17 protein-coding genes and 1 tRNA gene are annotated in these 23,370 nt (G+C 49.5%); 8 read left to right on the top strand and 10 right to left on the bottom strand.

Annotation, left to right across the window (positions count from 1 at the left end; translation table 11 throughout):
* Positions 1–6: 6 nt before the first annotated feature.
* From Q0R57_RS03395 to Q0R57_RS03385, 3 genes are all read right to left on the bottom strand, one after another.
* Entirely contained in the window at positions 7–1,470 is a 1,464-nt protein-coding gene (locus tag Q0R57_RS03395; RefSeq protein ID WP_294743911.1) for a lipopolysaccharide biosynthesis protein, read from the bottom strand.
* Positions 1,471–1,486: 16 nt separating this feature from the next.
* Positions 1,487–2,743: a spore maturation protein gene (locus tag Q0R57_RS03390; protein WP_294743910.1), complete on the bottom strand. Its 1,257-nt coding sequence runs from the start codon at positions 2,741–2,743 to the stop codon at positions 1,487–1,489.
* Positions 2,744–2,885: 142 nt separating this feature from the next.
* Positions 2,886–4,889: a hypothetical protein gene (locus Q0R57_RS03385; protein ID WP_294743907.1), complete on the bottom strand. Its 2,004-nt coding sequence runs from the start codon at positions 4,887–4,889 to the stop codon at positions 2,886–2,888.
* Positions 4,890–5,125: 236 nt separating this feature from the next.
* Between Q0R57_RS03385 and Q0R57_RS03380 the strand changes: the two genes are divergently transcribed.
* Entirely contained in the window at positions 5,126–6,406 is a 1,281-nt protein-coding gene (locus Q0R57_RS03380) for an LruC domain-containing protein (RefSeq protein ID WP_294743905.1), read from the top strand.
* 3 nt (positions 6,407–6,409) lie between these two features.
* Here Q0R57_RS03380 and Q0R57_RS03375 read toward each other — a convergent pair whose 3' ends face one another.
* Positions 6,410–9,070 carry a DUF4842 domain-containing protein gene (locus Q0R57_RS03375; protein ID WP_294743903.1) on the bottom strand — a complete coding sequence of 887 codons (2,661 nt, stop codon included), beginning with the start codon at positions 9,068–9,070 and terminating at the stop codon, positions 6,410–6,412.
* Between the two features lie 252 nt (positions 9,071–9,322).
* Between Q0R57_RS03375 and Q0R57_RS03370 the strand changes: the two genes are divergently transcribed.
* Genes Q0R57_RS03370 through dprA form a run of 3 tightly spaced genes read left to right on the top strand, consistent with a single transcriptional unit; the run spans position 9,323 to position 12,177 of the window.
* Positions 9,323–10,624: a DUF2851 family protein gene (locus tag Q0R57_RS03370; protein WP_294743901.1), complete on the top strand. Its 1,302-nt coding sequence runs from the start codon at positions 9,323–9,325 to the stop codon at positions 10,622–10,624.
* 27 nt (positions 10,625–10,651) lie between these two features.
* On the top strand, positions 10,652–11,053 hold the full coding sequence (locus Q0R57_RS03365; protein ID WP_294743899.1) for a thioesterase family protein: 402 nt from the start codon (positions 10,652–10,654) through the stop codon (positions 11,051–11,053).
* Positions 11,050–12,177 carry a DNA-processing protein DprA gene (gene dprA, locus Q0R57_RS03360; RefSeq protein WP_294743896.1) on the top strand — a complete coding sequence of 376 codons (1,128 nt, stop codon included), beginning with the start codon at positions 11,050–11,052 and terminating at the stop codon, positions 12,175–12,177. The genes Q0R57_RS03365 and dprA overlap by 4 nt, the downstream gene beginning before the upstream one ends.
* 25 nt (positions 12,178–12,202) lie before the next feature.
* Here the strand turns inward: dprA and Q0R57_RS03355 are convergent, their stop codons facing one another.
* Together Q0R57_RS03355 and Q0R57_RS03350 are read right to left on the bottom strand one after the other, a co-directional pair.
* Positions 12,203–13,006 carry a type II CAAX endopeptidase family protein gene (locus tag Q0R57_RS03355; protein WP_294743894.1) on the bottom strand — a complete coding sequence of 268 codons (804 nt, stop codon included), beginning with the start codon at positions 13,004–13,006 and terminating at the stop codon, positions 12,203–12,205.
* Positions 13,007–13,020: 14 nt separating this feature from the next.
* Positions 13,021–13,953 carry a bifunctional riboflavin kinase/FAD synthetase gene (locus tag Q0R57_RS03350; protein WP_294743892.1) on the bottom strand — a complete coding sequence of 311 codons (933 nt, stop codon included), beginning with the start codon at positions 13,951–13,953 and terminating at the stop codon, positions 13,021–13,023.
* A gap of 192 nt (positions 13,954–14,145) precedes the next feature.
* On the opposite strand from Q0R57_RS03350, the gene Q0R57_RS03345 reads away from it, so the two are divergent.
* Positions 14,146–14,219: transfer RNA gene (locus Q0R57_RS03345), tRNA-Ile, on the top strand.
* A gap of 56 nt (positions 14,220–14,275) precedes the next feature.
* Here the strand turns inward: Q0R57_RS03345 and Q0R57_RS03340 are convergent.
* Both Q0R57_RS03340 and Q0R57_RS03335 read right to left on the bottom strand, forming a co-directional pair.
* Positions 14,276–16,585 (bottom strand): glycoside hydrolase family 3 C-terminal domain-containing protein, encoded by a 2,310-nt coding sequence (locus Q0R57_RS03340; RefSeq protein ID WP_294743888.1) that lies wholly within the window; start codon positions 16,583–16,585, stop codon positions 14,276–14,278.
* A 33-nt stretch (positions 16,586–16,618) separates the two neighbouring features.
* Entirely contained in the window at positions 16,619–17,851 is a 1,233-nt protein-coding gene (locus Q0R57_RS03335; RefSeq protein WP_294743886.1) for a pitrilysin family protein, read from the bottom strand.
* Positions 17,852–17,946: 95 nt separating this feature from the next.
* Here Q0R57_RS03335 and Q0R57_RS03330 point away from each other — a divergent pair, with 95 nt between their 5' ends.
* Positions 17,947–18,882: a carbohydrate kinase gene (locus Q0R57_RS03330; protein WP_294743885.1), complete on the top strand. Its 936-nt coding sequence runs from the start codon at positions 17,947–17,949 to the stop codon at positions 18,880–18,882.
* 2 nt (positions 18,883–18,884) lie between these two features.
* Entirely contained in the window at positions 18,885–20,096 is a 1,212-nt protein-coding gene (locus Q0R57_RS03325; RefSeq protein WP_294743883.1) for an FprA family A-type flavoprotein, read from the top strand.
* Positions 20,097–20,109: 13 nt separating this feature from the next.
* On the opposite strand, the gene Q0R57_RS03320 is transcribed toward Q0R57_RS03325, so the two are convergent.
* Positions 20,110–20,640, bottom strand: coding sequence for a TIGR00730 family Rossman fold protein (locus Q0R57_RS03320; protein WP_294743881.1), 531 nt, complete (start codon positions 20,638–20,640; stop codon positions 20,110–20,112).
* A 50-nt stretch (positions 20,641–20,690) separates the two neighbouring features.
* Between Q0R57_RS03320 and Q0R57_RS03315 the strand changes: the two genes are divergently transcribed.
* Positions 20,691–22,535, top strand: a complete 1,845-nt coding sequence (locus tag Q0R57_RS03315; protein ID WP_294743879.1) for a DEAD/DEAH box helicase — start codon at positions 20,691–20,693, stop codon at positions 22,533–22,535.
* Positions 22,536–22,553: 18 nt separating this feature from the next.
* On the opposite strand, the gene argB is transcribed toward Q0R57_RS03315, so the two are convergent.
* Positions 22,554–23,333, bottom strand: a complete 780-nt coding sequence (gene argB / locus Q0R57_RS03310) for an acetylglutamate kinase (RefSeq protein ID WP_294743877.1) — start codon at positions 23,331–23,333, stop codon at positions 22,554–22,556.
* Positions 23,334–23,370: the final 37 nt, after the last annotated feature.

Below are 23,370 nucleotides of genomic sequence, written 5' to 3'. Positions count from 1 at the left end.
AAGTCTTTAGTTATTCTGTTTGTTTTTGTTGAAATAGCGGCCGATGACAGGAACACGGCTGAGTGGCAGGTCGCACTTGATGACATAAGCCAGGAAAAGCACGATCCAGAAAGTATTGCATAGCAGTTGTGCCCAAGTAGGCAGATAGTGGGCACCGATAATGATGATAGCTGTGAAGACAGTCGTGATACCAATATAGATGGTGATATCTTTCAAAGGGTAGGGTATGGGATTCTTATGTTGTCCCACGATATAACTTAGTATCATTGCCGTGCCATAACCTGCCACACCACCCCAAGCACAGGCCCAATAGCTATATTCTGGAATGAACAGGATGTTAACGGCAAAGAGCACAGCACAGCCAGCCAGCGAGAACCATGCACCATAGATGGTCTTGTCGATGAGTTTATACCAGAACGACAGGTTGAAGTAGACACCCATCATAATCTCGGCTACCATGACCACAGGCACCACAGCTAGTCCTTCGCGATATTCTTCACCAATTATATATTGCAGCAACGGCATCCAGCCTACCACACAGAGGAAGGCCAGCAGGGTAAATATCAGGAAGTATTTCATGGCCGAGGCGTAGTACTCGCTCTTGTCGGCATCCTTACTCTTGGCAAAGACGATGGGCTCGTAGGCATAGCGGAAAGCCTGAGTAATCATAGCCATAATCATAGCAATCTTTACGCAGGAGCCATAGATACCCAATTGCACGTTGGCCTGATCCTCATCGGGATAAACCAACGGGAACACGATCTTGTCTGCCACCTGATTCAGAATGCCTGCAATGCCCAGGATAAGGATAGGCCACGAATAGCTTAGCATCTCCTTCAGCAGCTTGCCGTCAAAGTGCCAGTGAATGCGGAACAGGTTGGGTATAAAGAAGAAGGTGACGAATGCTGTACACAGCAGGTTGATGAAGAACACATAGAACACAGATGTCTTACCCAGCCATACAAAGTAGATGACGTTGAGGCCAATGTTCAGTATGATGAACAGCATCTTCAGCGAGGCAAAGCGGATGGGGCGTTTCTGGAAACGCAGATAGCTGAAGGGAATGGCCTGCAGGGCATCGAGGGCCACTACAACAGCCATCATCTGCAGATATTCCGGATGCTCGGCATAACCTAGGCTGCTACTGATGGGATCAATCAAACCGAAGACTAACAGGAGGAATACCAATGTGAGAGACCCCACAACAGCCATCACCGTGGAGAAAACCGTATCGGGCTTACTCTTGTCGTCGTTGGCAAAGCGGAACAGGGTGGTCTCCATGCCGAAGGTGAGCAGTACCAGGATAAGTGCGGTATAGGCATAGATATTGGTACTCACGCCATAATCGCCCGATGCTTTTGGCATGTAGTGGGTATATAGTGGCACCAGCAGATAGTTGAGGAATCTGCCTACGATACTCGATAATCCGTAGATGGCCGTGTCCTTGGCCAGAGACTTTAAGTTTGCCATATTTTATGATGTGAGGCTATGCGAAAAACATGTAACAGATGAATATTGCCGCGATGATGCCGGCGAGGTCTGCCAACAGACCGCAGGCTACGGCATGACGTGTATAGCGGATGCCAACCGAGCCGAAATAGACGGCTAGGATATAGAAGGTTGTATCGGTGCTGCCTTGGAAGATACACGACAGACGACCCACAAACGAGTCGGCACCATAGGTGGTCATCGCGTCAACCATCATACCACGTGCTCCGCTGCCGCTCAGAGGCTTCATCAGAGCAGTAGGCAGGGCAGCCACAAAGTCGCTGTTGAGTCCAACCTGATCAACGCACCAGCCGATGCCATTAATAAGCCATCCCATTGCTCCAGAGGCACGAAAAACAGCGATTCCAACGAGGATAGCCACCAGATATGGTATGATGCGGACAGCCGTATGGAAGCCATCCTTGGCTCCCTCTATGAAGGCGTCATATACATTGACACGACGGAAGAGGCCAACTAATACGAAAGCTACAATAATGGTTGTCAGTATCACGTTGGCGGCAATAGTGCAGAGGTCGCTCATCATTTTGGGGTTGATTGTGAAGACCCAGATGAAACCAGACACCAGCAGACAGGCTCCGCCAAGTGTGAGCATCAACACCCAGTTGAACAGGTTGATGCGCTGGAAGATGGAAGTGATAAGCACACCCATCATGGTAGAGAAGAATGTGGCCAGCAGGATGGGGATAAAGATGTCGGTGGGCTGGGCGGCTCCCTGCTGGGCGCGATAGACAAAGATGCTCACAGGGATGAGTGTCAGTCCGCTGGTGTTCAATACCAGGAACATAATCATGGGGTTCGAGGCCGTATCCTTCTTGGGGTTCAGCTCCTGCAACTGCTCCATAGCCTTCAGTCCCAACGGCGTAGCGGCATTGTCGAGTCCCAGCATGTTGGCAGCTACATTCATGAATATGCTACCAGTGACGGGATGTCCTTTAGGGATGTCAGGGAAGAGACGGATGAACACAGGCGACAGCAGCCAGGCCATGAAATTAACCAGTCCGCCACGTTCGCCAATCTTCATTATGCCGAGCCACAGGGCCAACACACCCGTCAGTCCCAACGATATCTCAAAAGCTGTGGATGACGAAGAGAACGTAGAGTCCATCATCTCTTGGAATACCTTGAATGCTTCAACTGGATCCATGTGATAGACAAACAGATTCCACAGTGACGAGAAGAGGGCCACAATAAAAGCAATGACGAAAAATGCTATCCAAATATAATTCAGTACCATACAGCCTGCAAAGGTAGTGCAATTCGGGCAAAATACAAAATAAATATTCATTTATTTTCATTTCGGGGCTGTAGCCTATTAAAAGACACAAAAAAAGGACGCCAGCGCGTCCTTTCTTTATAGATAACCTGTTAGGTGAGAATTAATACCAAATCACGTCCTTGTTCTGAACCCAGTCCTTGAACTTGGGATAACGGCTTTCGATGGCCTCGAACTCGTCGCACCAAGTGAAGGTAGGCTTTACGGCAATCTTGGCTGCAGGCACACCTTCCTGAGCCTCAAGAGTGTACCACTCACCGTTCTTTTGTACCTTAATCTGGATGTCCTTGCCGTTTTTGCTCATGTCAATGCCTGAGATGTCAAAACTTACGGGATCCTTGCTTGCCCATTGTGCACCTTTGCTCTTACTGGCATCTCTTACGGTGTTGACCATCGTGTTGGTAGGAACTTCAAACAACTGATGGACTTCGCGGTCGGCTACTGTCAGGGGAAGTGTACCACCAGCAGCCTGAAGAGTGATGGTGGCAGTGCTTTCTGAGGTAAAGGTCACGTCGAAAACTACATCGTTGAAGTCGAAGTCAGAAGACTCTGCGGCACTCAGGTCCTCAGCGATGACACGGACGGTGGGGACAGGTTGTGTCTCGCCTCCAGGAATATACCAAGTAGCAGCGCACTGGCCCTGAACCGTGTTGACGGTAACCAGGTCGAAGTCATCGCCATTGACAATCTTCGTTACGTTGTGCAAATCCCAAGTGGTACGTCCATCATTATTGGCTTCGAGCTCTTCCTTTGTTGTAGGATCTGCGTAGGAGATGTCAGAGTAATTCGAATGAACGCTTGGTGAACCTATAATCTCGTTATAGAATGTCAGGCTCTTGTAAGCCAGTGTCAGGTTTGCACCTTGAACATGGAAGGCAGCACCATTATGTGAAGGAACGCTGGTCTCGCCACCCAGACGCACCAGAATCTCGGCATCATCATTGAAAGCCTTGAAGCCTTGGTAGGTGCCTTGACCCTGTCTTCCCCATTTACTACCGTTCAGCACGTTGAGGCAAGAGTTGTTGCCCATGTTGATGTAGAAATTGTTGAAGATGCCCGTGTTACACTCTGTGTAGCTGTTGTTCATCAGGTTGAATTCACCATCTGTGAAGTTGCAGTTTCCTTGTACAATGAGCTGGCAGAAATTGTAGAAGGTGGTGTTCTTGGCACTGAACATCATGGTGCCAGTAACATAGTGACCATTATTGATCCAGTAGATTTTCTCTTGAGTAACAGAAGTGACATCTGCCACACTCACAGTACCTCCGTTATAGAAGTTAGAGCATGAGTTCAGCACCATCTTACCAGTTAATTTCAAATCACCAAAGTTATAGAAGAATGATTTGTTGCCATCGCCAGGCTTGCTGGTAATGTCAACACCACTCATGTCTCCTTCGTTGTAGAGAATGGCATTCTGGTTAATCTCAAAGTTGCTCTTCTTCAGGTTCAACGTACCATGATTGTAAATCTTACCACCATCGTTGTCGCCCAGTTTGTACAGCTTTTCAGAATTGTAGTTCAGGGTAGCACCATTGGCTACGTAGATTTGCAAATCGTTGATGTAGTTGTCCATGTTGAGATTCAGTGTTGTTTGAGGCAACACATAGATGCGAGCTTGATTGATGCTGTTGGCATCAGTAACATTGAGCGTCACAGTTCCACCATAGGCATAGAAGTTATGCTCGCCACTCCACAAGTGAATGCTATAGGTGCCTTCGGGCATCTTGAACTCCTTATAGTTCTGCATAGCATTGTAGTCAATTTGTCCACCCCAGTCTTCTCTTTTGCAAGCAGCCTCAATCTCGCTCATGGTCTTTGCGCTGGCAGGAATTTCCTCTACACTATTTATGTAGTAGGACTCGGTGCTTTCAAAAGTAAAGGGGTCTCCATCTACAATGGCATTTGAACGTGTCATGCGGGCATTGTCCGTCACAGTACCAAAACCCCAGTCCTGGTTGGAGGCTGGTTCGCCAAAGGCCTTTACGAAATTGGCGCGATAATCTGACTCAACTTGACTGACATAAGTGCCATCGGAATCATGCGAACAACTGCTGGCTCCTATCATAAGAGAGGAAACAGCAATACCTAACATCAAATACTTTTTCATATTAATCATATAAGTTTATATTAGTAGTCATAATTGTAGTCTAGTAGACTCTACACTATGTTACTAGATTTCACGTGCAAAGATAATCAAAATGTTGGGATCATTTGTGGGAGAATAGTTAAAAAGTACAAAATTCGCCCCAAACATTGATAAAAATGTACTTTCTTGACTTGCTTACGATTGTTTTTTTGTAATTTCGCCACAAAATTATATCTAATTGCTCTAGAGAAAATGATATGTTGATTGGATATCTAAGAAACACCATAGTTGGTTCGTTGGTTGTCGCCAGCCTTTTTACTCTTAATTCGTGTCGCCGAATGGAGACGTCTAATGCCCAGTGGCGAGAGATAGTTCAGACGATTTATCCTGTGGATACGGTAGATGCCTACCACACGTGGAACCTGTTGGAAGACAGGGCGTTGACCATCGCCGTGCGTCTAGCTGACAGCGACATCACGCATATCCAGGTACTGAGTGGCAATCCCTATGAGGAAGACAGCGTGGAGATTCTGGCCGAGCGCCCTTGTAAGAGTGAGCAGCAAGTGAATCCTTCTTTCAAGGTGCCTGCCGTAGGACAAAAACTCTATGTGGCTGCCATTAATAGTCAGGGAAAATACTACGTGATGCCTGTGGGTGACAAAACCAAAATATCTATTGGCGGCAGTAGTGTTATCGATAAGGGCGTGCTCCATCGTCCTATCTATCAGACGTTTACTTATCTTTTCGAAGAGGATTATCCCTATCCTGGCGACTTCGACTTCAACGATGTGGTGTTTCGCATCTCGCAGCAGCCTGTCAACGACAGCACGCTGAAAATTCAGGTGACACTGGCCGCCGTGGGTGCTACCAAGCAGGTGGGCGCTGCCATCCGTTTGCCTTATATCAGTTATGCCGATGTGGAAAAGGTGACGATAGACGAAGGGACCCGCTTTGACGAGGACTACACAATAGACCGCTACTATATTGCCAACGATGAGGTGTTGAGCAATGGTCGTGATGGCTCGGCTGTCATCAACCTGTTCGATGATGCCCATTGGAGTATGAGCGCGAAGGTGTCAATGGGCCAGGTTAAGCGTATGTACTACAATACCCGCAAGTATGATGTGTTAAATGAGAGTTCCATCGTTCCTGCTGTTTCGCGCTCCTATAATGTGCACTTAAAGAACGGCTATAATGCCTACTTTCTGTCGTTGGCCGATATTGACCCCTTTATTATTGTGAGCAATAACGGATTTAATGTAGAGGTACACACGTACCAATATAAATACGACGAGGCTTTATGGGACTATACCAATGGTTCGGGCGGCGAGGACGACCGTGTGCCCTGGGCGCTATTGGTACCTGATGCCGACTTCCACTATCCTGTAGAGGGCATCGCTCTTGGCATGTATCGCAACGGACTGGTGTCTGGTGCCTACAGTCGCTACAACCACTCGTTTGGCCAATGGGGACGTAATCGCAACAGCTCTACCGATTGGTGGCTGTTTGATAATGCTACGCCCCAGTTGGTGTTCTAATTCTTAATCTTCAGGTGTGTAGATGTGCTCCGCTACAGGGTTCGTGCTGGTGGTCTCGTACCACTTTCTGATGGTCTTGTCGGTGGTAGCTGCATCCTTTGCAAACTCTACGAAGTTGGGATAGGCATCCTTGATGCAATGATACTCGTGAGGCCATGTCCAGTCGCAGGGAATGGCTATGCCGTGAGGATCTTCGCCCTGTCTGGCTACATGAACATCAGCCAACGGCGACTTAATCCAGAAGTCGGCCGTCTCGAACGAGAAGTTGGCAGGTTTCTTGATAGTCTCAGTGACAGGACGTACCTTGATGCCGTTGTTCACTGTGTTTACAAACTGTTTCACATCCTGTCCGAAGAATACTTTGTGTACTTCTTTTCCGCTGCCAGCAAAGAGTTCTGTATCGTTAAGATAGACATATAGGCTGAACGAAGCACCCGTGCAACATAGCGTCACGTCGAGCATATCCTCGTCCTCGGCATTCTGGCATACCTTGATTACCACATCGTTCATGTCGTAGTCGCCCAATGGCGTATCCTCGAAGGCGTAGGTCCATACGGCAGGCGAGCCGATGACGCCGCTATTGCCTGACGAGCCGCTTGAGCCAGTGGGGTTGTAGCCCGCACCAGTACAGTCACCTGCAGGAACAATATAGCTTGAGGAACTCTCTTCCGTCCACTTCGAGATCTTTTTTACCAGACCATACATATAGGTATAGTTATAGAAGTTCTGGTCAATCTTGGTGCCGTCGTAAATATAGAAGTTTGCAGCATTCCAGTCCAAATAGAGGTTGTTGGCTGTTTGGAAGTCGGTATCGTTGTTGGCAAAAACGCTACCCACCTTCACAATGGCGTATTCGCCGTTGGCCGTAGGACCGTAGAGGGTGGTGGAGTTTCCCTTGATAGAGCCAGCGTTGATGACGCTCAAGTGCTCCAGTTCGTTGCGAGCTGCACCATAGAGGCCGTTGCCAGGCACATAGAGCTGTCCGCCCACGTCGAGACGACTGTTCTTCAGCATCTTCAGCTTGCCCAGACCCACATCGCCCGTGGCCTTGAAGTAGCAGCCGTTGATCACCTCGCTGTTGTGGGCATTGGCAGCACTGTTGTTGTTCTCTATGTAAATCTTGCCAAAATTGGTCAGTTTGCCAGTAGTGGTCTTGTTGTCCAGCTCGTTTACCTTCACCGTTCCGCAGTTATAGAAGTCGGAGCCGTTGGTGTCGAGCTTGCCTTTATATTCAATGGTGCCGGCATTATAGCACTTGGCACCGTTGGTCACGGTGAGCGACGAGTTGTCATCGCCTGTAATCTTACCGCCAGGCAGCACGATGAAGCGTCCGTTGGTTGTCAAGTTTGTAGCTTGGTGAATAATCACCTCGCCGCCATTGGCCACTACGACGGTCACACCATTCAGCGTGTTGTTAGAGCCAATATGCATCTTACCCTTCACATATATCACGGAGCCGTTCATCTGGTTCACGGTGATATGGAATGGCCTAGTGATGGTGGTGTTCGTATCCACCAGGTATTTCTTCGAGGCGCCCTTAGCAGGTGTGACGTCACCACCGCCTTGGTCATCACCGCCACCTTCTTCAATGGTGACATCGCCTTGATGGTAGCATTTGATTCCCCAGAATTTCAGGTCGTCGTTGGTGTACCATACTTTATAGGTGTGGCCTGTCTGAACCATTCCTGACAGATTAGTCTCGCCGTTCTTGTAAGAGTTCGAGCTCACACCGTCGTAATTATTGACGGGGGCTCCGTTGTCTGTCCAATTGAATGGAGCCCAGGGACCATCTATCTGGATGTAGGCTTGGCTCATGGCGAAGTTGGCTTTGAAACTGATGGCTTTTCTTATCAGTCTGGCTTCGTATGGCCATTTCTCACTATTGGCTTCGGCAGCTCCGCCTGTGCCGTGGAATGTCACGATGCCATAGACCACACCGTCATTGTTCTTTACCTCGACGGTCTGTCCATCAGAAGGATTGAAGCCTGCAGGTACCTTGTAATAGACCTCGCCTTCTACATGCACGGTTTTCTTCTTCATGCCAGAGGCACGACTGTTCATGGTGCTGTTGCCAAAGATATAGCCGTTGTTGTCGATGTCACCATCGGTAAAGGCTTCATATCCAGCCATTTCGGTCTCTGTGAGACCATCCAGATAGTCGGCAGCAGTCTTGGCGTAGCTGCCTGTATATTCTGACTCGGCAGCACGAGTGATGCGCGATTCGGCGCTACTGGTGCCGAAGGCCACGTTCAGCTTGCCGTCTTTTATAGACGTTGTCTGCACCAAGCGGCGATACTGACTGTCATAGACTGCTACATAGAACGTGCTGTCGGCCGAGGGAACGTCGAGCTTCAACGTGGTGGTCTCACCCTCGTTCACCTGGGTCTTGGCATAATAATACGCATCTTTGTTGAATAGCGGGTTCTTGTCGTACACAGCTACTGTATATGCCTGGTCGAGACCAAGATCTACACTAATTGTAGCCTCCAATGAGGCTGTCATGTTCCAGTCCTGATTGGGGTCTATGTCAACGCCAAGTTTCTCAGTGGCATTGTTCAGCGCTTCTTCTTGCGTTGGTGGAGTGTAGTCGGATTCGTGAGAACATCCTGCGGCAGCGATAAGCAGAGCAATGGCTGCCATACCTTTCATCATATATTTCTTCATAGTCAAACGTTTGTCTTATGCACGCGTACATTATTCATTCGGCTGCAAAGGTAGGTAAAATAATTGAATCTCCAAACCGTCCGCTTGTTAAAATTCCTTAATGATTATTGTCCTATGCTAGAACAGGAATCGTATTATGTCTAAAAATATTTGGTAGTTTCAAAAGAATTACCTAACTTTGCAACCTACATGAAAGCACAAGGGGACAGTCCTTCTGTGCTTCGTAAGGAATAAGACCGAATGTAAAGACTTATGGAACAGTTACTTCACTACGCTTGGAAACATAAGCTACTGCCACTCAGTGAGTTACAGACCACTGATGGTAGGGTGGTGGAGATTCTGGATACAGGACTGCACAACCGCAATTCAGGCCCCGACTTCTTCAACGCAAAGGTGAAGATTGGCGGCACATTGTGGGTGGGCAACGTAGAAATCCATCTGAAGGCCAGCGACTGGTATCGTCATGGACACGACCGCGACCCACGCTATAATAATGTGGTGCTCCATGTGGTGGGAGCGGCCGATATGGATGTGAAGACACAAGATGGTAACTATTTGCCTCAGTTGGTGCTGGAGATTCCACAGACTCTAAAGGACAACTACGAGGAACTGCTGCGTACCGATCAATATCCGCCCTGCTACAAGATTATCCCCAGTCTGACGCGACTCACCATTCACTCATGGATGGCCGCCTTACAGACAGAACGCCTGGAGCAGAAGACGGAAGCCATCCAGAAACGTGTAGAGCTGTGCGACGGCTCGTGGGAGGATGCTTACTTCGTCACCTTGGCTCGTAACTATGGTTTCGGCATCAATGGCGAGGCCTTCGAGCAATGGGCATATAACGTGCCGCTGCATGCAGTGGGTAAGCATCGCGACGACCTCTTTCAGATTGAGGCTATCTTCATGGGACAGGCCGGACTGCTTGAGGTGGCCAGCATCCCTGAGCGTTATCAGGTTGAGGCTCTCAACGAGGGCTACTTCTCTAAGTTGCGCAATGAATACCTCTATCTGGCCCATAAATTCTCGATGAAACCGATGAGTTTTGAACCTTGGCGCTTCCTAAGACTTAGACCTCAGAACTTCCCGCATATCCGCATATCGCAGTTGGCCAACCTCTACTACGAGCGCAAGGCTGGACTGAGTAACCTGCTGGATTGTGAGACTATAGACCAGTTGCGCCAGCTTCTGCAGACCCACGCTACACCCTATTGGGAGACGCATTACCTGTTTGGTGCCGAGAGTCCGAGGAGCGAGAAACGAACGTCTATAGCCTCTGCCAACCTGCAGATTATCAATACCGCTATCCCCATGCTCTTTGCGGTGGGCAGACATCGACAGCGTGAAGACCTCTGCGACAGGGCCTTCGACTTGCTGGAGCAGTTGAAAGCAGAAGACAACTATATCATCCGCATGTGGCAGCAATGTGGATTGGAGGTGAAGACGGCAGGCGATTCGCAGGCCCTTATTCAACTGAAGAAAGAATACTGCGACAAAAAGGACTGCCTTCGTTGTCGCATAGGATATGAGTACTTGAGAAAGGTAAAAGAGTAAAAAAGGTAAAATAGTAAAAGATAAGAAATGGACTACATCTTTGAGACACGAATGGAGGTGCGCGACTATGAGTGTGACATCGAAGGCATCGTCAACAATGCCCAGTATATTCATTATTGTGAACACACGCGCCACCTCTTTTTAAAAGAGTGCGGCCTGTCGTTTGCCGAGATGCACCAGAAAGGTGTCGATGCTGTGGTGGCCCGTATGCAACTGCAATACAAGGTGCCCCTGCGACCTGACGATGTATTTATCTCTCGTCTGAATCTCACCAAGGAAGGCATCAAATACGTGTTTCATCAGGACATCTATCGTGCCAGCGACGAACAGTTGTGCTTCCGTGGAAAGATAGAGCTGGTTTGTCTGGTCAATGGACGACTGTCGAATAGCGCCGACTATGATGCGGCATTCGAAAAATTCATAGCATGAACGAACAAGAAATATACTACACCATTGCGTTGACTCGCATGACGGGCTTCAACTTCCAGACTGCCCTGCGACTCTATCAGGAACTGGGAGGCGGACAGGCTGTCTATGAGCATCGCCTTGATATCAAGGATGTGCTGCCCGATTGTAGCAATCGACTGGCAGAGAGCTTGAAGGACTGGACGCTTCCCCTGGCTCGTGCTGCCCAGGAGATGGAGTTTATCACCAAGCATAAGGTGAAGCCGTTGTTGCTGGGCGACGAGGACTATCCGCAGCGACTGGCCGAATGTCCTGATGCGCCAATTCTGATGTATTACATGGGCTCGGCCAACCTGAACCAGAAGCGTGTCATCAATATTGTGGGAACACGCCAATGTACCACCTATGGCAAAGACCTGATACGACGGTTCATCGCCGACCTGAGACGCTTGTGTCCTGAAATGCTTATCGTCAGCGGACTGGCTTATGGCGTGGATATCTGTGCCCATCGTGAGGCATTGGGTAATGGCTATGAGACGGTGGGTGTGCTGGCTCACGGTTTGGATGAGATTTATCCTAGCAGTCATCGCGAAACAGCCAAGCAGATGCTGGCGCAGGGCGGACTCTTGACAGAGTATATGACGGAGACGGGAGCCGACAAGATGAACTTTGTGAAGCGCAACCGTATTGTGGCTGGAATGTGCGACGCCACTATCCTTGTAGAGAGTGCCGCCAAGGGTGGGGGACTTATCACCGCTGGCATCGCTATGGATTATAACCGCTCGGTGTTTGCCTTTCCTGGTGCTGTGGGGGCTCCCTATAGCGAGGGCTGCAACCAACTGATACGAGATAATGGTGCCTCGCTCCTGACTGGCGCCGAGGATTTTGTCAATGCGATGGGGTGGCAGATGGATGCCAAACTGCTTCAAGCACAGAATGAAGGCATTGAGAGAACATTCTTTCCTGACCTGTCGCTTGAGGAGCAGGCCATTGTAAAGATTCTCGATGAAATGGGCGATTTTCAGCTTAACCAATTATCCGTAAAAGCCAATATCCCCATTGGCCAGCTCACAGGATTGCTCTTCCAGCTGGAGATGAAAGGTGTGGTGCGTCCATTGGCTGGCGGCACCTATCACCTGTTAAAATAACTACCTCTTAAATAAGTGTCTGGCTTTACTTCTTCATCCGCTGGTTCAGTTGATAGAGGGCGGGTAGGAAGATAAGCAGCGAGAAACCTACAGCCATCATCACACGGCTCTGTGAGCCGAAAATCTGGGTGATGGTGATGTCGGGGTCCTGATAGATGCGTATCAACAGATAGGCCACCGTATTGTTGGCCCAGTGGAAGATAATGCCTGGAACGATGCTACCCGTTCGTTCGTACAGCCATCCTAACAGCAGACCAATGAGGAAGGGATGCATCAGTTGGGCGGGGTTCATGTGGGCCAGTGCAAACAGCAGGGCCGAGAGGGTAATCATCAGCCAACGGCGCTCGGGCTTCCATTCCAACAGCTTTCTTAATACGGCTCCGCGAAACACCAGTTCCTCGGCAATAGGTGCAAGCAGGCAGATGACGGCATAGCCGCCAGGGGTATTCATGATACCCACCATTTGCTGGGCTGTCTCATCGATATAGCGCTGGATGGCATCGGGCCATTCTGGCATCTGCTCCTGCAGGAAAGTAGATGGGATGATAACGCCCAGAGCAGCTATGAAACTCCAGAACAGCAGGTCCCAAGGGCGCGTCATGACAAAATCTTTGGATACTGTGGCCCATTTCATCCAAACGAAAAGGGCAATGGTAACCAGCGAAAAGATGACGGCAGCGATGATGGTGCCTATTGGGTCGATTTTGCCCAACGTCTCGTGCTGTATCAGACTTTCTACAGTCAGTGTGCCCAATTCGGCGATAACCTGTATGAAGAGAAACACCAGCATATAGGCGATGGCTATGTAGGGGAATAGTTTTTTGTTCATATTGTTTTTACCTTTTACTCTTTTACCTTTTTAAGAGCGTTTGTTGCTTGTTCTTTATCTTTCATAATCTGTGCCGCCAGCGCTTCGGCAGAAGGAAACTGCTGTTCATCACGCAGACGAGCGATGAAATGGATGTTTAACTGTTGGTCGTAAAGGTCGCCAACAGGTTCCAGCAGGTTCGTCTCCAGCGTGCGACCTGTGCCGTTGAACGTAGGACGTGTGCCGATATTCATAATACCTTGATGACGAGAACCATTGTCCAAATCAACCATCACGGCATAGACACCATCCTGCGGAATGAGTGCGTCGTCGTCAGGTTGCAGGTTGGCGGTGGGGAAACCAATAGTACGTCCAATCTGTTCACCGTGAACCACCTGTCCGCCAATGTTATAAGGGCGCCCCAGACAGCGGGCTGCTTCTTCTACCTTACCTTCCTTCAGCAACTGGCGCACGCATGAGGAACTCACGTTCTGCTGACCAATGGTCAAGGCGTCACCACACAGCACCTCGATGCCAAGAGCTTGGCCGTAGCGCTGATAGTCCTCAAAGCCCTCGCTACGGTCGTGGCCGAAACGGTTGTCATAACCCGTGAGCAACAGCCTTACACTCAGGCGGTCGTACATCAGTTCCATGAATTCGCGAGCTGAGAGGGCTGCCATCTGACGGTTAAATCGCAACACAACCACGGTATCTATACCCGTAGCCTTCAGCAGCTTTAGCTTCTCATGGAGTTGTGTCAACAGCTCCGGCTTCCAGCCCCCTTGCACCACCTGACGCGGATGACGTTCAAAGGTGATAGCCATCGACTGCATGCCGCGCTCTTTGGCTTTCGCCTTCAGGCATTCCATCAGGAAGCGATGGCCTTGGTGCACACCATCGAAAAAGCCGATGGTGGCAGCATATATGCCATCATTCACCGTTTGGTCAGGAAAGAATATTGTCTTCATTGTGGTGCAAAGGTACGAATAAGTGAGTAAAATGCAAAAGAAAAAACGTTTTTCTTTTCATTTTCGAACGAAAGTACCTTCGACATCAGTCAAAGGTACGAAAAAAGAACGATTTCACGTCTTTTTACCTGAAAAATTTGGATAATTCACGAATTACTTGTACCTTTGCAGCCGCAAAAGCAATTTTTGCCCGGACTTGTAGCTCAGTTGGTTAGAGCAACAGACTCATAATCTGGAGGTCCCAGGTTCAAGCCCTGGCTGGTCCACATAAAAAGAAAGCACTTGCTGATTCGCAAGTGCTTTTGTTGTATCTATCTGTTTCTTACAGCTGCATATTGGGTTTCATCACGTCGTGACATTTTACCACTTGCTGCTTCGAGAGGTTGAAGGGGGCTGTGGCACGGATGTCCTCCACGCTGGCTCCGAAGCTGATGGTGTATTTGCCAGCGGCAGTCTCCCAAGCTTGGGTGGTCTCGTTGTAAGAAGCCAGGTCATAAAGCGAGAGGGTCATGGTGAGAGTCTCACTTTGGTTGGGCTGCAGCTCCTTTGTCTTAGCAAAGGCCTTCAGCTCGCGGGCAGGCTTTTCCAGTCCGCCAGCAGGAGCGCTGACATACAACTCTACCACTTCCTTGCCAGCTCTCTTGCCTGTATTGGTGACGGTGATAGTAGCGGTCAGCCCGTCCTTGGTGGCTTTAACCACAGGCTTGCTGTAAGAGAATGTCGTATAGCTGAGGCCGAAGCCAAAGGGATAAGACACCGACTCCTTGGTTGTAGTGAAGTAACGATAGCCCACATTGATGTCTTCTGTGTGCTTGGTGTAATCTTGGAATTCCACCTTGTTGTTTCCACGACCACGAGGAGCTGCTGGGCGCACATTGGGGAAGTTGGCACTTGAGGGCAGGTCGATGAGGTTGTTGGGCCACGTCATAGTGAGTTTACCAGATGGATAGGCCTTACCTGTCAGCACGTCGGCCACAGAATATCCCCCTTCCTGTCCTGGCTGCCAAGCCAGCAGAATGGCATCGGGCATAGATTTCCACGAAGCCGTCTCGATGACATTACCCATATTGAGCACTACCACTACGGGCTTGTTGGCCAGGTGGAAGGCGTTACAGACATCGGTGATGAGTTGACGCTCCACATCGGTAAGTGTGAAATCGTCATCTACCTGACGGTCGGAACCTTCACCAGCCTGACGACCTAGGGTGATGATGGCGAGGTCGGACTCCTGAGCCTGTACATTGATGATAGGACGACTGACGGCCATCTCAGGCAGTACAGCTTTACCCCAGAACCAGCCACCACGGGCAGGAGCTGCAGCTGTGAGGCTCGATTGGTAGTTCTTATAGCTTTGATAGAGGTTGGCGAGCTTGGTGTTCACCTTCAGTCCGGCCTCTGTGAGGCCTTGCATCATGTCGATGGTATAGGCTTTGTTCACATCGCCGGAACCAGTACCGCCAGCAATGAAGTCATAGGAGGTAATGCCAAAGACAGAGACGGTCTTCGTATTGTTCATAGGCAGCGCCTGACCATCGTTCTTCAGCAGCACCATACCCTCGGTAGCGCTACGGCGCGTCACGTCGGCATGGGCTTTCAGGTCGGGCTTGTTGGTGTATTTATAGGCACGGAAAGCAGGTGTCTTCGTAAGATATTGCAGGATGCGCTTCACGCAGATGTCGAGGTCTGACTCTTTCAGGACGCCACTCTTCACTTTATCCATGATGTCTTTAATCTGCGAGTCGGCACCCGGCTCCATCAGGTCGTTGCCAGCCTGTATCTGGGCTGCGGTATTGCGCAGGCCTGTCCAGTCGGTCATGACGATGCCGTCGAAGCCCCATTCTTCGCGCAGGATGGTGGTGAGCAGTTCGCGGTTCTCCTGAGTGAACGGACCATTGATGCGGTTATACGACGACATCACCGTCCAAGGGGCAGACTCTCGGACGGCAATCTCGAAGCCCTTCAGATAAATCTCTCGGAGGGCACGCTGTGACATCACCTCGTCAACGCCCATACGGTTGGTCTCCTGAGAGTTGGCAGCGAAGTGCTTCACGGAAACGCCCACGCCCTGACTCTGTACGCCACGAACATAGGCGGCAGCTATCTTACCTGTCACTATGGGGTCTTCAGAATAGTACTCGAAGTTACGGCCACAGAGTGGTGAGCGGTGGATATTCATGCCAGGGGCGAGTAGCACGTCGCAACCATATTCCAGCACCTCGTTACCAATACATTTTCCTACTTCCTCAACAAGTTGGGTATTCCAGGTGCAGGCTAGCGCCGTGCCCACAGGGAAGCCCGTACAGAAGTAGGTGTTCTGGTCGTTGTCGCGTCGAGGATTGATTCTCACACCGGCAGGTCCGTCGGTAAGTACCGTAGAGGGAATGCCGAGGCGGGAAATGGCCTGCGTGGTGCCAGCAGCACCAGGCACACGCTGGGCATGTCCGCCAATCATGCCATTGTTGTCTGTCGATGCAATCTGGCGGTTGCCACCAACCACGAGCATGGCTTTCTCCTCCAGCGTCATGGCTTTCAGTACTTCGTCAACATTGTTGGCTTGCAGTTTCACTTGTGCCGTCATCGTGCCAATACTCCCTAGGAGGATAGCACAGGCTGTTACGATTGTTTTCTTCATAATTATGTCTTTTAGTTTTAAGATGGTTTTTACCTATTTATAAATAAGGGTGGTGATATGGTCTTCGGCAAAGAGCTCCTGAGCCACTTGCTGCAGGTCCTCGGGGGTGAGACCGTCAATATGTCGCATGATGTCGTTGAGGTCACGCTCCTTACCTTGATGCAGAAAGGTCTTGGCGAAATCGAGGGCGAACTGTTCACGACTATCGCAGGCGATGGCCAGCTGACCCTGCAGCTGCTGTTTGGCCTTGTGCAGTTGGGTGGAAGTGAGCGGGCGTTTCATCAGTCGGTTCAGCTCGCGGCGTACCAGCTTGCAGCAACGTCTCACATCATGTGGGTCGCAGCCGAAATAGACGCACCAACTGCCTGTGTCGCCATAGCATACCATGCTGCTCTCAACGCTATATACCAGTCCGTTACGTTCACGTAACGACAGGTTGAGTCGTGAGTTGAGACCTGGCCCGCCTAAGATATTGTTCAGGAGATACAAGGCCCACCGCTTCGGATTGTTGGCAGCATAGGCTTGGGTGCCCATGATGACATGGGCCTGGTGGGTGCCACGAAGACGGACGATAGGGGCAGAATCGAGGGAAAACTTTTGGGGTATATTGAGCTTATGGGTCTCATAGGACTCATGAGCCCTATTGGGCATATGGGTTTCTATGATAGCGGTGAGCCGCTTCATGTCAGCGAGTCCGCTGACGAACAGCACGCAGTTTTCCGGACGATAATAACGTTGGGTGAAGCGATAGGCATCCTCGCTGGTGTATTGTCTGACCTGCTCGCTGGTGCCCAGGATATTATGGCCTAAAGGATGGCCATCAAACAAAATATTCTCGATTTCATCGAATATCAGCTCTGCTGGAGTGTCCTCATAACTCTCTATCTCGTCGCAAACCACCTCACGTTCTTTCTCGACTTCATGTTCAGGATAAGTGCTATGGAAAACGATATCGCATAACACGTTGATGGCTTTCCTCACATGTTTGGCCTGAATGGCACAGTAGAAGACCGTGTCCTCCTTGTTAGTGAATGCGTTCAGTTCACCGCCCAGACCTTCGATGGCATTGATGATCTGTACGGCGCTACGACGCTCGGTACCCTTAAACGACAGATGTTCACAGAAATGAGCCAGCCCTTCCTCTCCAGGTAGCTCGTGGCGGGTGCCTGCCTTGACGGCAATGCCACAATAAACCACCTGTGCATCGGATGGCAGATGGATGACTCGCATCCCGTTTTTCAGCGTAAAAGTGTTATATTTTGTCATTTGCGGTGCAAAGATACAAAAATAATTCATAATTCATAATTCTTAATTCATAATTATTTCTTATCTTTGCAACCATTAATAACAAATAAAGTAAGATGCGAAAGGTCATAGGTTTAGGCGAGACAGTTCTCGACATCATTTTTAAAGACGATCAGCCCGTAGCGGCTGTACCCGGTGGAAGTACGTTCAATTGCTTGATTTCTTTGGGACGGTGTGGCGTGAAAGCATCGTTTATCAGTGAGACGGGCAACGACCATGTAGGACAGCGAATCATCCGTTTCTTGGAACAGAATGGCATCGATGCCTCATCGGTTTCCGTCTATCCAGACTCGAAGTCACCATTGTCGTTGGCGTTCCTCAACGAGAATAGCGATGCGGAGTATATCTTCTATAAGGATCACCCTAAGGACCGTTTGGACTTTAACTATCCCGAGGTCAACGAGGATGATATTGTGGTGTTTGGCTCCTACTATGCTGTCAACCCCGTTATCCGTCCGCAGGTGCAGGGCTTCCTCGATTATGCCCATCAGCACGGAGCCATTCTCTATTATGATGTGAACTTCCGTTCTTCGCATAAGAATGAGGTGATGAAGCTGACGCCTAATATCCTGGACAACTTGGAGTTGGCTGATATTGTGCGTGGCTCAACCGAGGACTTTGAGGTGATGTTCCGTAAGACAGACCCGGATGCAATCTATCGTTCTCAGATCTCTTTCTATACCAAGAAGTTTATCTGCACCAATGGTTCGCAGCCTGTTGAGCTGCGTGCTGAGAATGGTTTCAAAAAGCAGTATCCCATACAGAAGAACGAGCAGGTGGTGAGCACGATTGGTGCCGGTGATAATTTCAATGCGGGCTTCATCTATGGTCTCTTGAAGAATCAGATTACCCGAAATGTGATAGAACAAGGCTTGACGGAGAGTCAGTGGAATGCTGTTATCGAAAGCGCCATGCTGTTCTCGGCTAATGTGTGCAAGAACATCAATAACTATGTGGATGAGGAGTTTGCCAATAACATAAAACTACAATAATTATGAAACAGATTACTGACAAGATCTATTACGTAGGCGTCAACGACAGAAACAAGACGCTCTTTGAGGGATTGTGGCCCCTGCCTAATGGGGTAAGTTATAATGCCTATCTCGTTGTCGATGAGAAAGTGGCACTGGTCGATACTGTTGAAATGGATTTCTTTATGCCTTTCCTCGAGAATATCCGTGAGGTGCTGGGCGACCGTCCTATCGACTATGTGGTGGTGAACCACATGGAGCCCGACCATAGCGGCTCATTGGCCCTCATCAGAAAATATTATCCCGAGGTGCAGATTATCGGCAACAAGAAGACTTTTGATATGATGCGTGGCTTCTATCAGTTGGAAGAGGGACTCGTGGAAGTGAAAAATGCCGATTCTATCACTTTGGGTTCAAAGACGCTCAACTTCGTTTTGACTCCTATGGTACACTGGCCCGAGACCATGGTCACACTCTGTGTCGAGTCTGCTGCTGTGCCACAGCAACAAACAGTGTTGTTCAGTGGCGATGCCTTTGGCTGCTTCGGTGCCTTGAACGGTGCTATCATCGATGAGAAGATGAACTGCGATGAGTTCTGGGCTGAGATGGAGCGTTATTACTCGAATATCGTTGGCAAATACGGCACACCTGTTCAGATGGCATTGAAGAAGCTGGCTGGTGTGAAGATTGACTATATCTGTTCAACTCACGGTCCTGTGTGGCACCAATATATTGATAAGGTGATAGCCATGTACGACCGACTGTCGAAGTATGAGGCAGAGCCAGGTCTGGTCATCTGCTATGGCACCATGTATGGCAATACTGAACGGGCTGCAGAGGTCATTGCCCGTGCTGCCAGTGAGGCCGGTGTGAAGAATATTGTGATGCACAACGTGTCAAAGACTCACCATTCTTACATTATCCGTGACGTATTCCGTTACAAGGGCCTCATTGTCGGTGCTCCAACTTACAATACAGGTCTCTATCATGAGATGGATGTGCTACTCTCAGAACTTTCGCAGAAGGATATCAAGGGACGCCTGTTCGGATGGTTTGGCAGTTACGGCTGGGCATCGAAGGCTGTGGCCGAGATAGCCCGATGGAATGAGGAGAAATTAAAGTATGTGCCTGTTGGCGAGCCTGTAGAGATTAAGCAGAGTCTTACCCCAGAGACCTTTGCACAATGTGAGGCCTTGGGTCGTGCAATGGCAGAGCAGTTGATGGCAGAAGGTTGATAGTGGATGGAGATTAGTCCAAGAAACGGATAATATCCTCCAGTTTATCAGCCACTTTAATCATAGAATGCCACTCGCCGCGAATCACCCCTTTCTTTTGTAGGTCGTCCATGCAGGCGATGAGCGAGTTCCAGAAGCCCTTCATATTCCAGAGTATGAGGGGCTTCTTGTGATATTGCAGGGTGCCGGCAGCTGCTACGGTGAAGAGCTCGTCAAGGGTGCCTATGCCACCAGGCAGTATGATAAAGGCATCGCTTTGTGCCATCATCAGGTCCTTGCGGTCGGTGAGGTTCTCCGTGGGGATATGCACATCAAGATAGGGACTCAGTCGTCCCATCTCCTCAATCTTACGTGGCACCACACCGATGACTTGTCCGCCAGCCTCTTTGGCGGCTTTACTCACGGCGTGCATCAATCCGGCATCGTGTCCGCCGAATACGATGGAATGACTGTTTTCTGCGGCCCATACGCCCAATTCGTGGGTCAACCCAAAGAAGTCTGGGTCAATCTGCTGATTAGAAGAACAAAAAATACATAGTTTCATGCTGCGAAGTTACGATTTTTTTTGTAACTTTGCAAACAAAACATAGGAAAATGATGACATTTGAAGAATTAGGTGTGAGCGTAGAGATACGCCAAGCCATTGAAGAGATGGGGTTTGTACAGCCTATGCCTGTACAGGAAGAAGTGATTCCAAGACTACTGACCAGCCAACAAGACATGATTGCATTGGCACAGACAGGAACGGGAAAGACAGCCTCGTTCGGCATTCCCCTGCTGATGCGTCTCGACTTGAGCAACCGCGATACCCAAGCATTAGTACTTAGTCCTACCCGAGAGCTGTGTCTGCAGATTGCCGACGACCTTCGTGAGTTCTCGAAATATATGGATGGCGTTCATGTGGAGGCCGTCTATGGTGGTGCAGCCATCGAATCCCAGATTCGTTCGCTGAAGAAAGGCGCCCAGGTCATCGTGGCTACGCCTGGTCGTCTCATCGACTTGAAAAACCGTGGTTATGCCAAGTTGGAAAGCATCAATAATATTGTGCTTGATGAAGCTGACGAGATGCTGAACATGGGCTTCTCGGATGCTATTAACGAGATCTTCGACTCGTTGCCTGCCGAGCATAGCACGCTGATGTTCTCGGCTACCATGAGTCGTGCCGTAGAGCGTGTGGCCAAGCAATATCTGAAAGATTATGAGGAGGTGGTGGTCGGCTCCCGCAACGAGGGTGCAGAGAATGTGAATCACATCTATTATATGGTGCAGGCCAAGGATAAGTACCTGGCGCTGAAACGTATCGTGGACTTCTATCCCAAGATCTTTGCCATTATCTTCTGTCGTACGAAATTGGAGACGCAGGAGATTGCCGACAAGCTGATTCGCGATGGTTATAATGCCGAATCGTTACATGGTGACCTCTCTCAACAGCAGCGTGACCTGACCATGCAGAAGTTCCGTCAGCACCTGACGCAGCTGTTGGTGGCAACTGATGTGGCTGCCCGTGGCTTGGATGTCGATGACCTGACGCATGTCATTAACTTCGGACTGCCAGATGATATAGAGAACTACACCCACCGCTCGGGTCGTACAGGACGTGCTGGCAAGAAAGGTACCAGTATCAGTATTGTGCATTCAAAAGAGAAGCATAAGATACGTGAGATTGAGAAGGAAATTGGTAAGCAGTTTGTGGAAACACCTATTCCATCGGCTGAAGAGATTTGTAAGAAGCAACTCTATAAGGTGATGGATCAGATTGTGAAGACCGATGTGGATGACGAGGAGATTGCTCCTTTTATGCAGGACATCAGTCGCTATTTTGAGTATATCGACAAGGAAGAAATCATCAAGAAGATCGTGTCACTGGAGTTTGGTAAGTTCTTGGCTTACTATGCTGATGCACCTGAAATTGAGAAGGTGGAAATTGGAAAGAGGAAAGAGGACAGGATGCAGACCGACCGCGAGAAGCGCATGAATAAGGCTCAGAAAGGTTATACACGCCTCTTTATTAACCTCGGAAAGAAGGATGGTTTCTTCCCTGGTGTATTGATGCAGACGCTGAACCGCTATGTGGGCGGTCGTCAGGAAGTGGGTCATATCGACTTGCTTGACACTATCTCTTATTTCGAGGTGCCTGAGAAGGATGCCCGTAAGGTAATGTCCCAGCTAACGGGGATCCGCTATAAAGGGCGTACCGTCCGCTGCAACTCAGAGGATGATAAGACCCATGGGCCAACTAATGAGTTCCATGAGCCCAATAGAGCAAAGTCTAGGAATAATAAGTCCTCTGGTTCAAATAGGTCCCAGGAGACTCATAAGTCCCGTAAAAACAACGACTGGCGCTCGTTGATGAACGCCAGTCGTGTTGAACTAAAAGGTGAAGAACCCGACTTCTCCGAGGAAGGATGGGCCCGTCGTAAACCTAAAAAGAAGAAATAAAGATACGACTTCTTCGAATTACTGTGTGATAATCGTGCCGTGCTGTCCGTCGATGGCAGTGGCCTTGGTGATAATGACGCGCTTGACGCCCGCATCGACGGCGGCGAGCGCGTTTTCAATTTTTGGTAACATACCACCGCTGATGGTGCCGTCGGCTTTATAGGTCTCGAAGTCTGCGTGGTTGATGTTGGCGATGACCGAGTTGTCATCATCGGCATCGCGCAGCACGCCTGGCTTCTCAAAGGCATAAATCAGCGTCACGTCGTAACCAGCAGCTGCCATTCCCTTAGCTGTCTCCGACGCCATCGTGTCGGCATTGGTGTTCAACATATGTCCTTGTCCGTCATGGGTCAAGGGGGCAATAACGGGGATGAGTCCGGCGTCGATGAAATGGGCTATTTTAGAGCCGTCGGCCTTTTTGACGTCACCCACGAAACCATAGTCGATACCATTCTTCAGTGGACGCTTTGTTGAGAGGATAATATTAGCATCGGCACCGGTGAGCCCGATGGCATCACAACCTAGAGCCTGCAGACGTGCCACCACGTTCTTGTTCACTAGTCCGCCATAAACCATTGTCACTACTTCGAGCATGTCGGCATCGGTGATACGGCGACCGTCAATCATCTTTGTCTCAATGCCCAGTCGCTCGGCTATCTTTGTGGCCCTGCGGCCGCCTCCATGCACTAGAATCTTGGGACCTTCTATGGCATAGAAATCACGTAATAACTGTGTTAGTTGGGCTTCGTCTTCAACGACAGCACCGCCCACTTTCACTATTGTAATATCCTTTCTCATTTTATCGTTGTCTCGGGGTTTCGTTATTTCGTTATAA

The organism is uncultured Prevotella sp., from assembly GCF_946407605.1.
Taxonomy (GTDB): domain Bacteria; phylum Bacteroidota; class Bacteroidia; order Bacteroidales; family Bacteroidaceae; genus Prevotella.
The sequence above is the reverse complement of the archived record's forward strand: the minus strand, read 5'-3'. Positions and strand labels throughout refer to the sequence as shown.

Excerpts from the sequence above, each read along its gene's own strand:
- Q0R57_RS03395 (WP_294743911.1), bottom strand. The coding sequence starts at position 1,470 with ATGGCAAACTTAAAGTCTCTGGCCAAGGACACGGCCATCTACGGATTA.
- Q0R57_RS03390 (WP_294743910.1), bottom strand. The coding sequence starts at position 2,743 with ATGGTACTGAATTATATTTGGATAGCATTTTTCGTCATTGCTTTTATT.
- Q0R57_RS03385 (WP_294743907.1), bottom strand. The coding sequence starts at position 4,889 with ATGAAAAAGTATTTGATGTTAGGTATTGCTGTTTCCTCTCTTATGATA.
- Q0R57_RS03380 (WP_294743905.1), top strand. The coding sequence starts at position 5,126 with ATGTTGATTGGATATCTAAGAAACACCATAGTTGGTTCGTTGGTTGTC.
- Q0R57_RS03375 (WP_294743903.1), bottom strand. The coding sequence starts at position 9,070 with ATGAAGAAATATATGATGAAAGGTATGGCAGCCATTGCTCTGCTTATC.
- Q0R57_RS03370 (WP_294743901.1), top strand. The coding sequence starts at position 9,323 with ATGGAACAGTTACTTCACTACGCTTGGAAACATAAGCTACTGCCACTC.
- Q0R57_RS03365 (WP_294743899.1), top strand. The coding sequence starts at position 10,652 with ATGGACTACATCTTTGAGACACGAATGGAGGTGCGCGACTATGAGTGT.
- dprA (WP_294743896.1), top strand. The coding sequence starts at position 11,050 with ATGAACGAACAAGAAATATACTACACCATTGCGTTGACTCGCATGACG.
- Q0R57_RS03355 (WP_294743894.1), bottom strand. The coding sequence starts at position 13,006 with ATGAACAAAAAACTATTCCCCTACATAGCCATCGCCTATATGCTGGTG.
- Q0R57_RS03350 (WP_294743892.1), bottom strand. The coding sequence starts at position 13,953 with ATGAAGACAATATTCTTTCCTGACCAAACGGTGAATGATGGCATATAT.
- Q0R57_RS03340 (WP_294743888.1), bottom strand. The coding sequence starts at position 16,585 with ATGAAGAAAACAATCGTAACAGCCTGTGCTATCCTCCTAGGGAGTATT.
- Q0R57_RS03335 (WP_294743886.1), bottom strand. The coding sequence starts at position 17,851 with ATGACAAAATATAACACTTTTACGCTGAAAAACGGGATGCGAGTCATC.
- Q0R57_RS03330 (WP_294743885.1), top strand. The coding sequence starts at position 17,947 with ATGCGAAAGGTCATAGGTTTAGGCGAGACAGTTCTCGACATCATTTTT.
- Q0R57_RS03325 (WP_294743883.1), top strand. The coding sequence starts at position 18,885 with ATGAAACAGATTACTGACAAGATCTATTACGTAGGCGTCAACGACAGA.
- Q0R57_RS03320 (WP_294743881.1), bottom strand. The coding sequence starts at position 20,640 with ATGAAACTATGTATTTTTTGTTCTTCTAATCAGCAGATTGACCCAGAC.
- Q0R57_RS03315 (WP_294743879.1), top strand. The coding sequence starts at position 20,691 with ATGATGACATTTGAAGAATTAGGTGTGAGCGTAGAGATACGCCAAGCC.
- argB (WP_294743877.1), bottom strand. The coding sequence starts at position 23,333 with ATGAGAAAGGATATTACAATAGTGAAAGTGGGCGGTGCTGTCGTTGAA.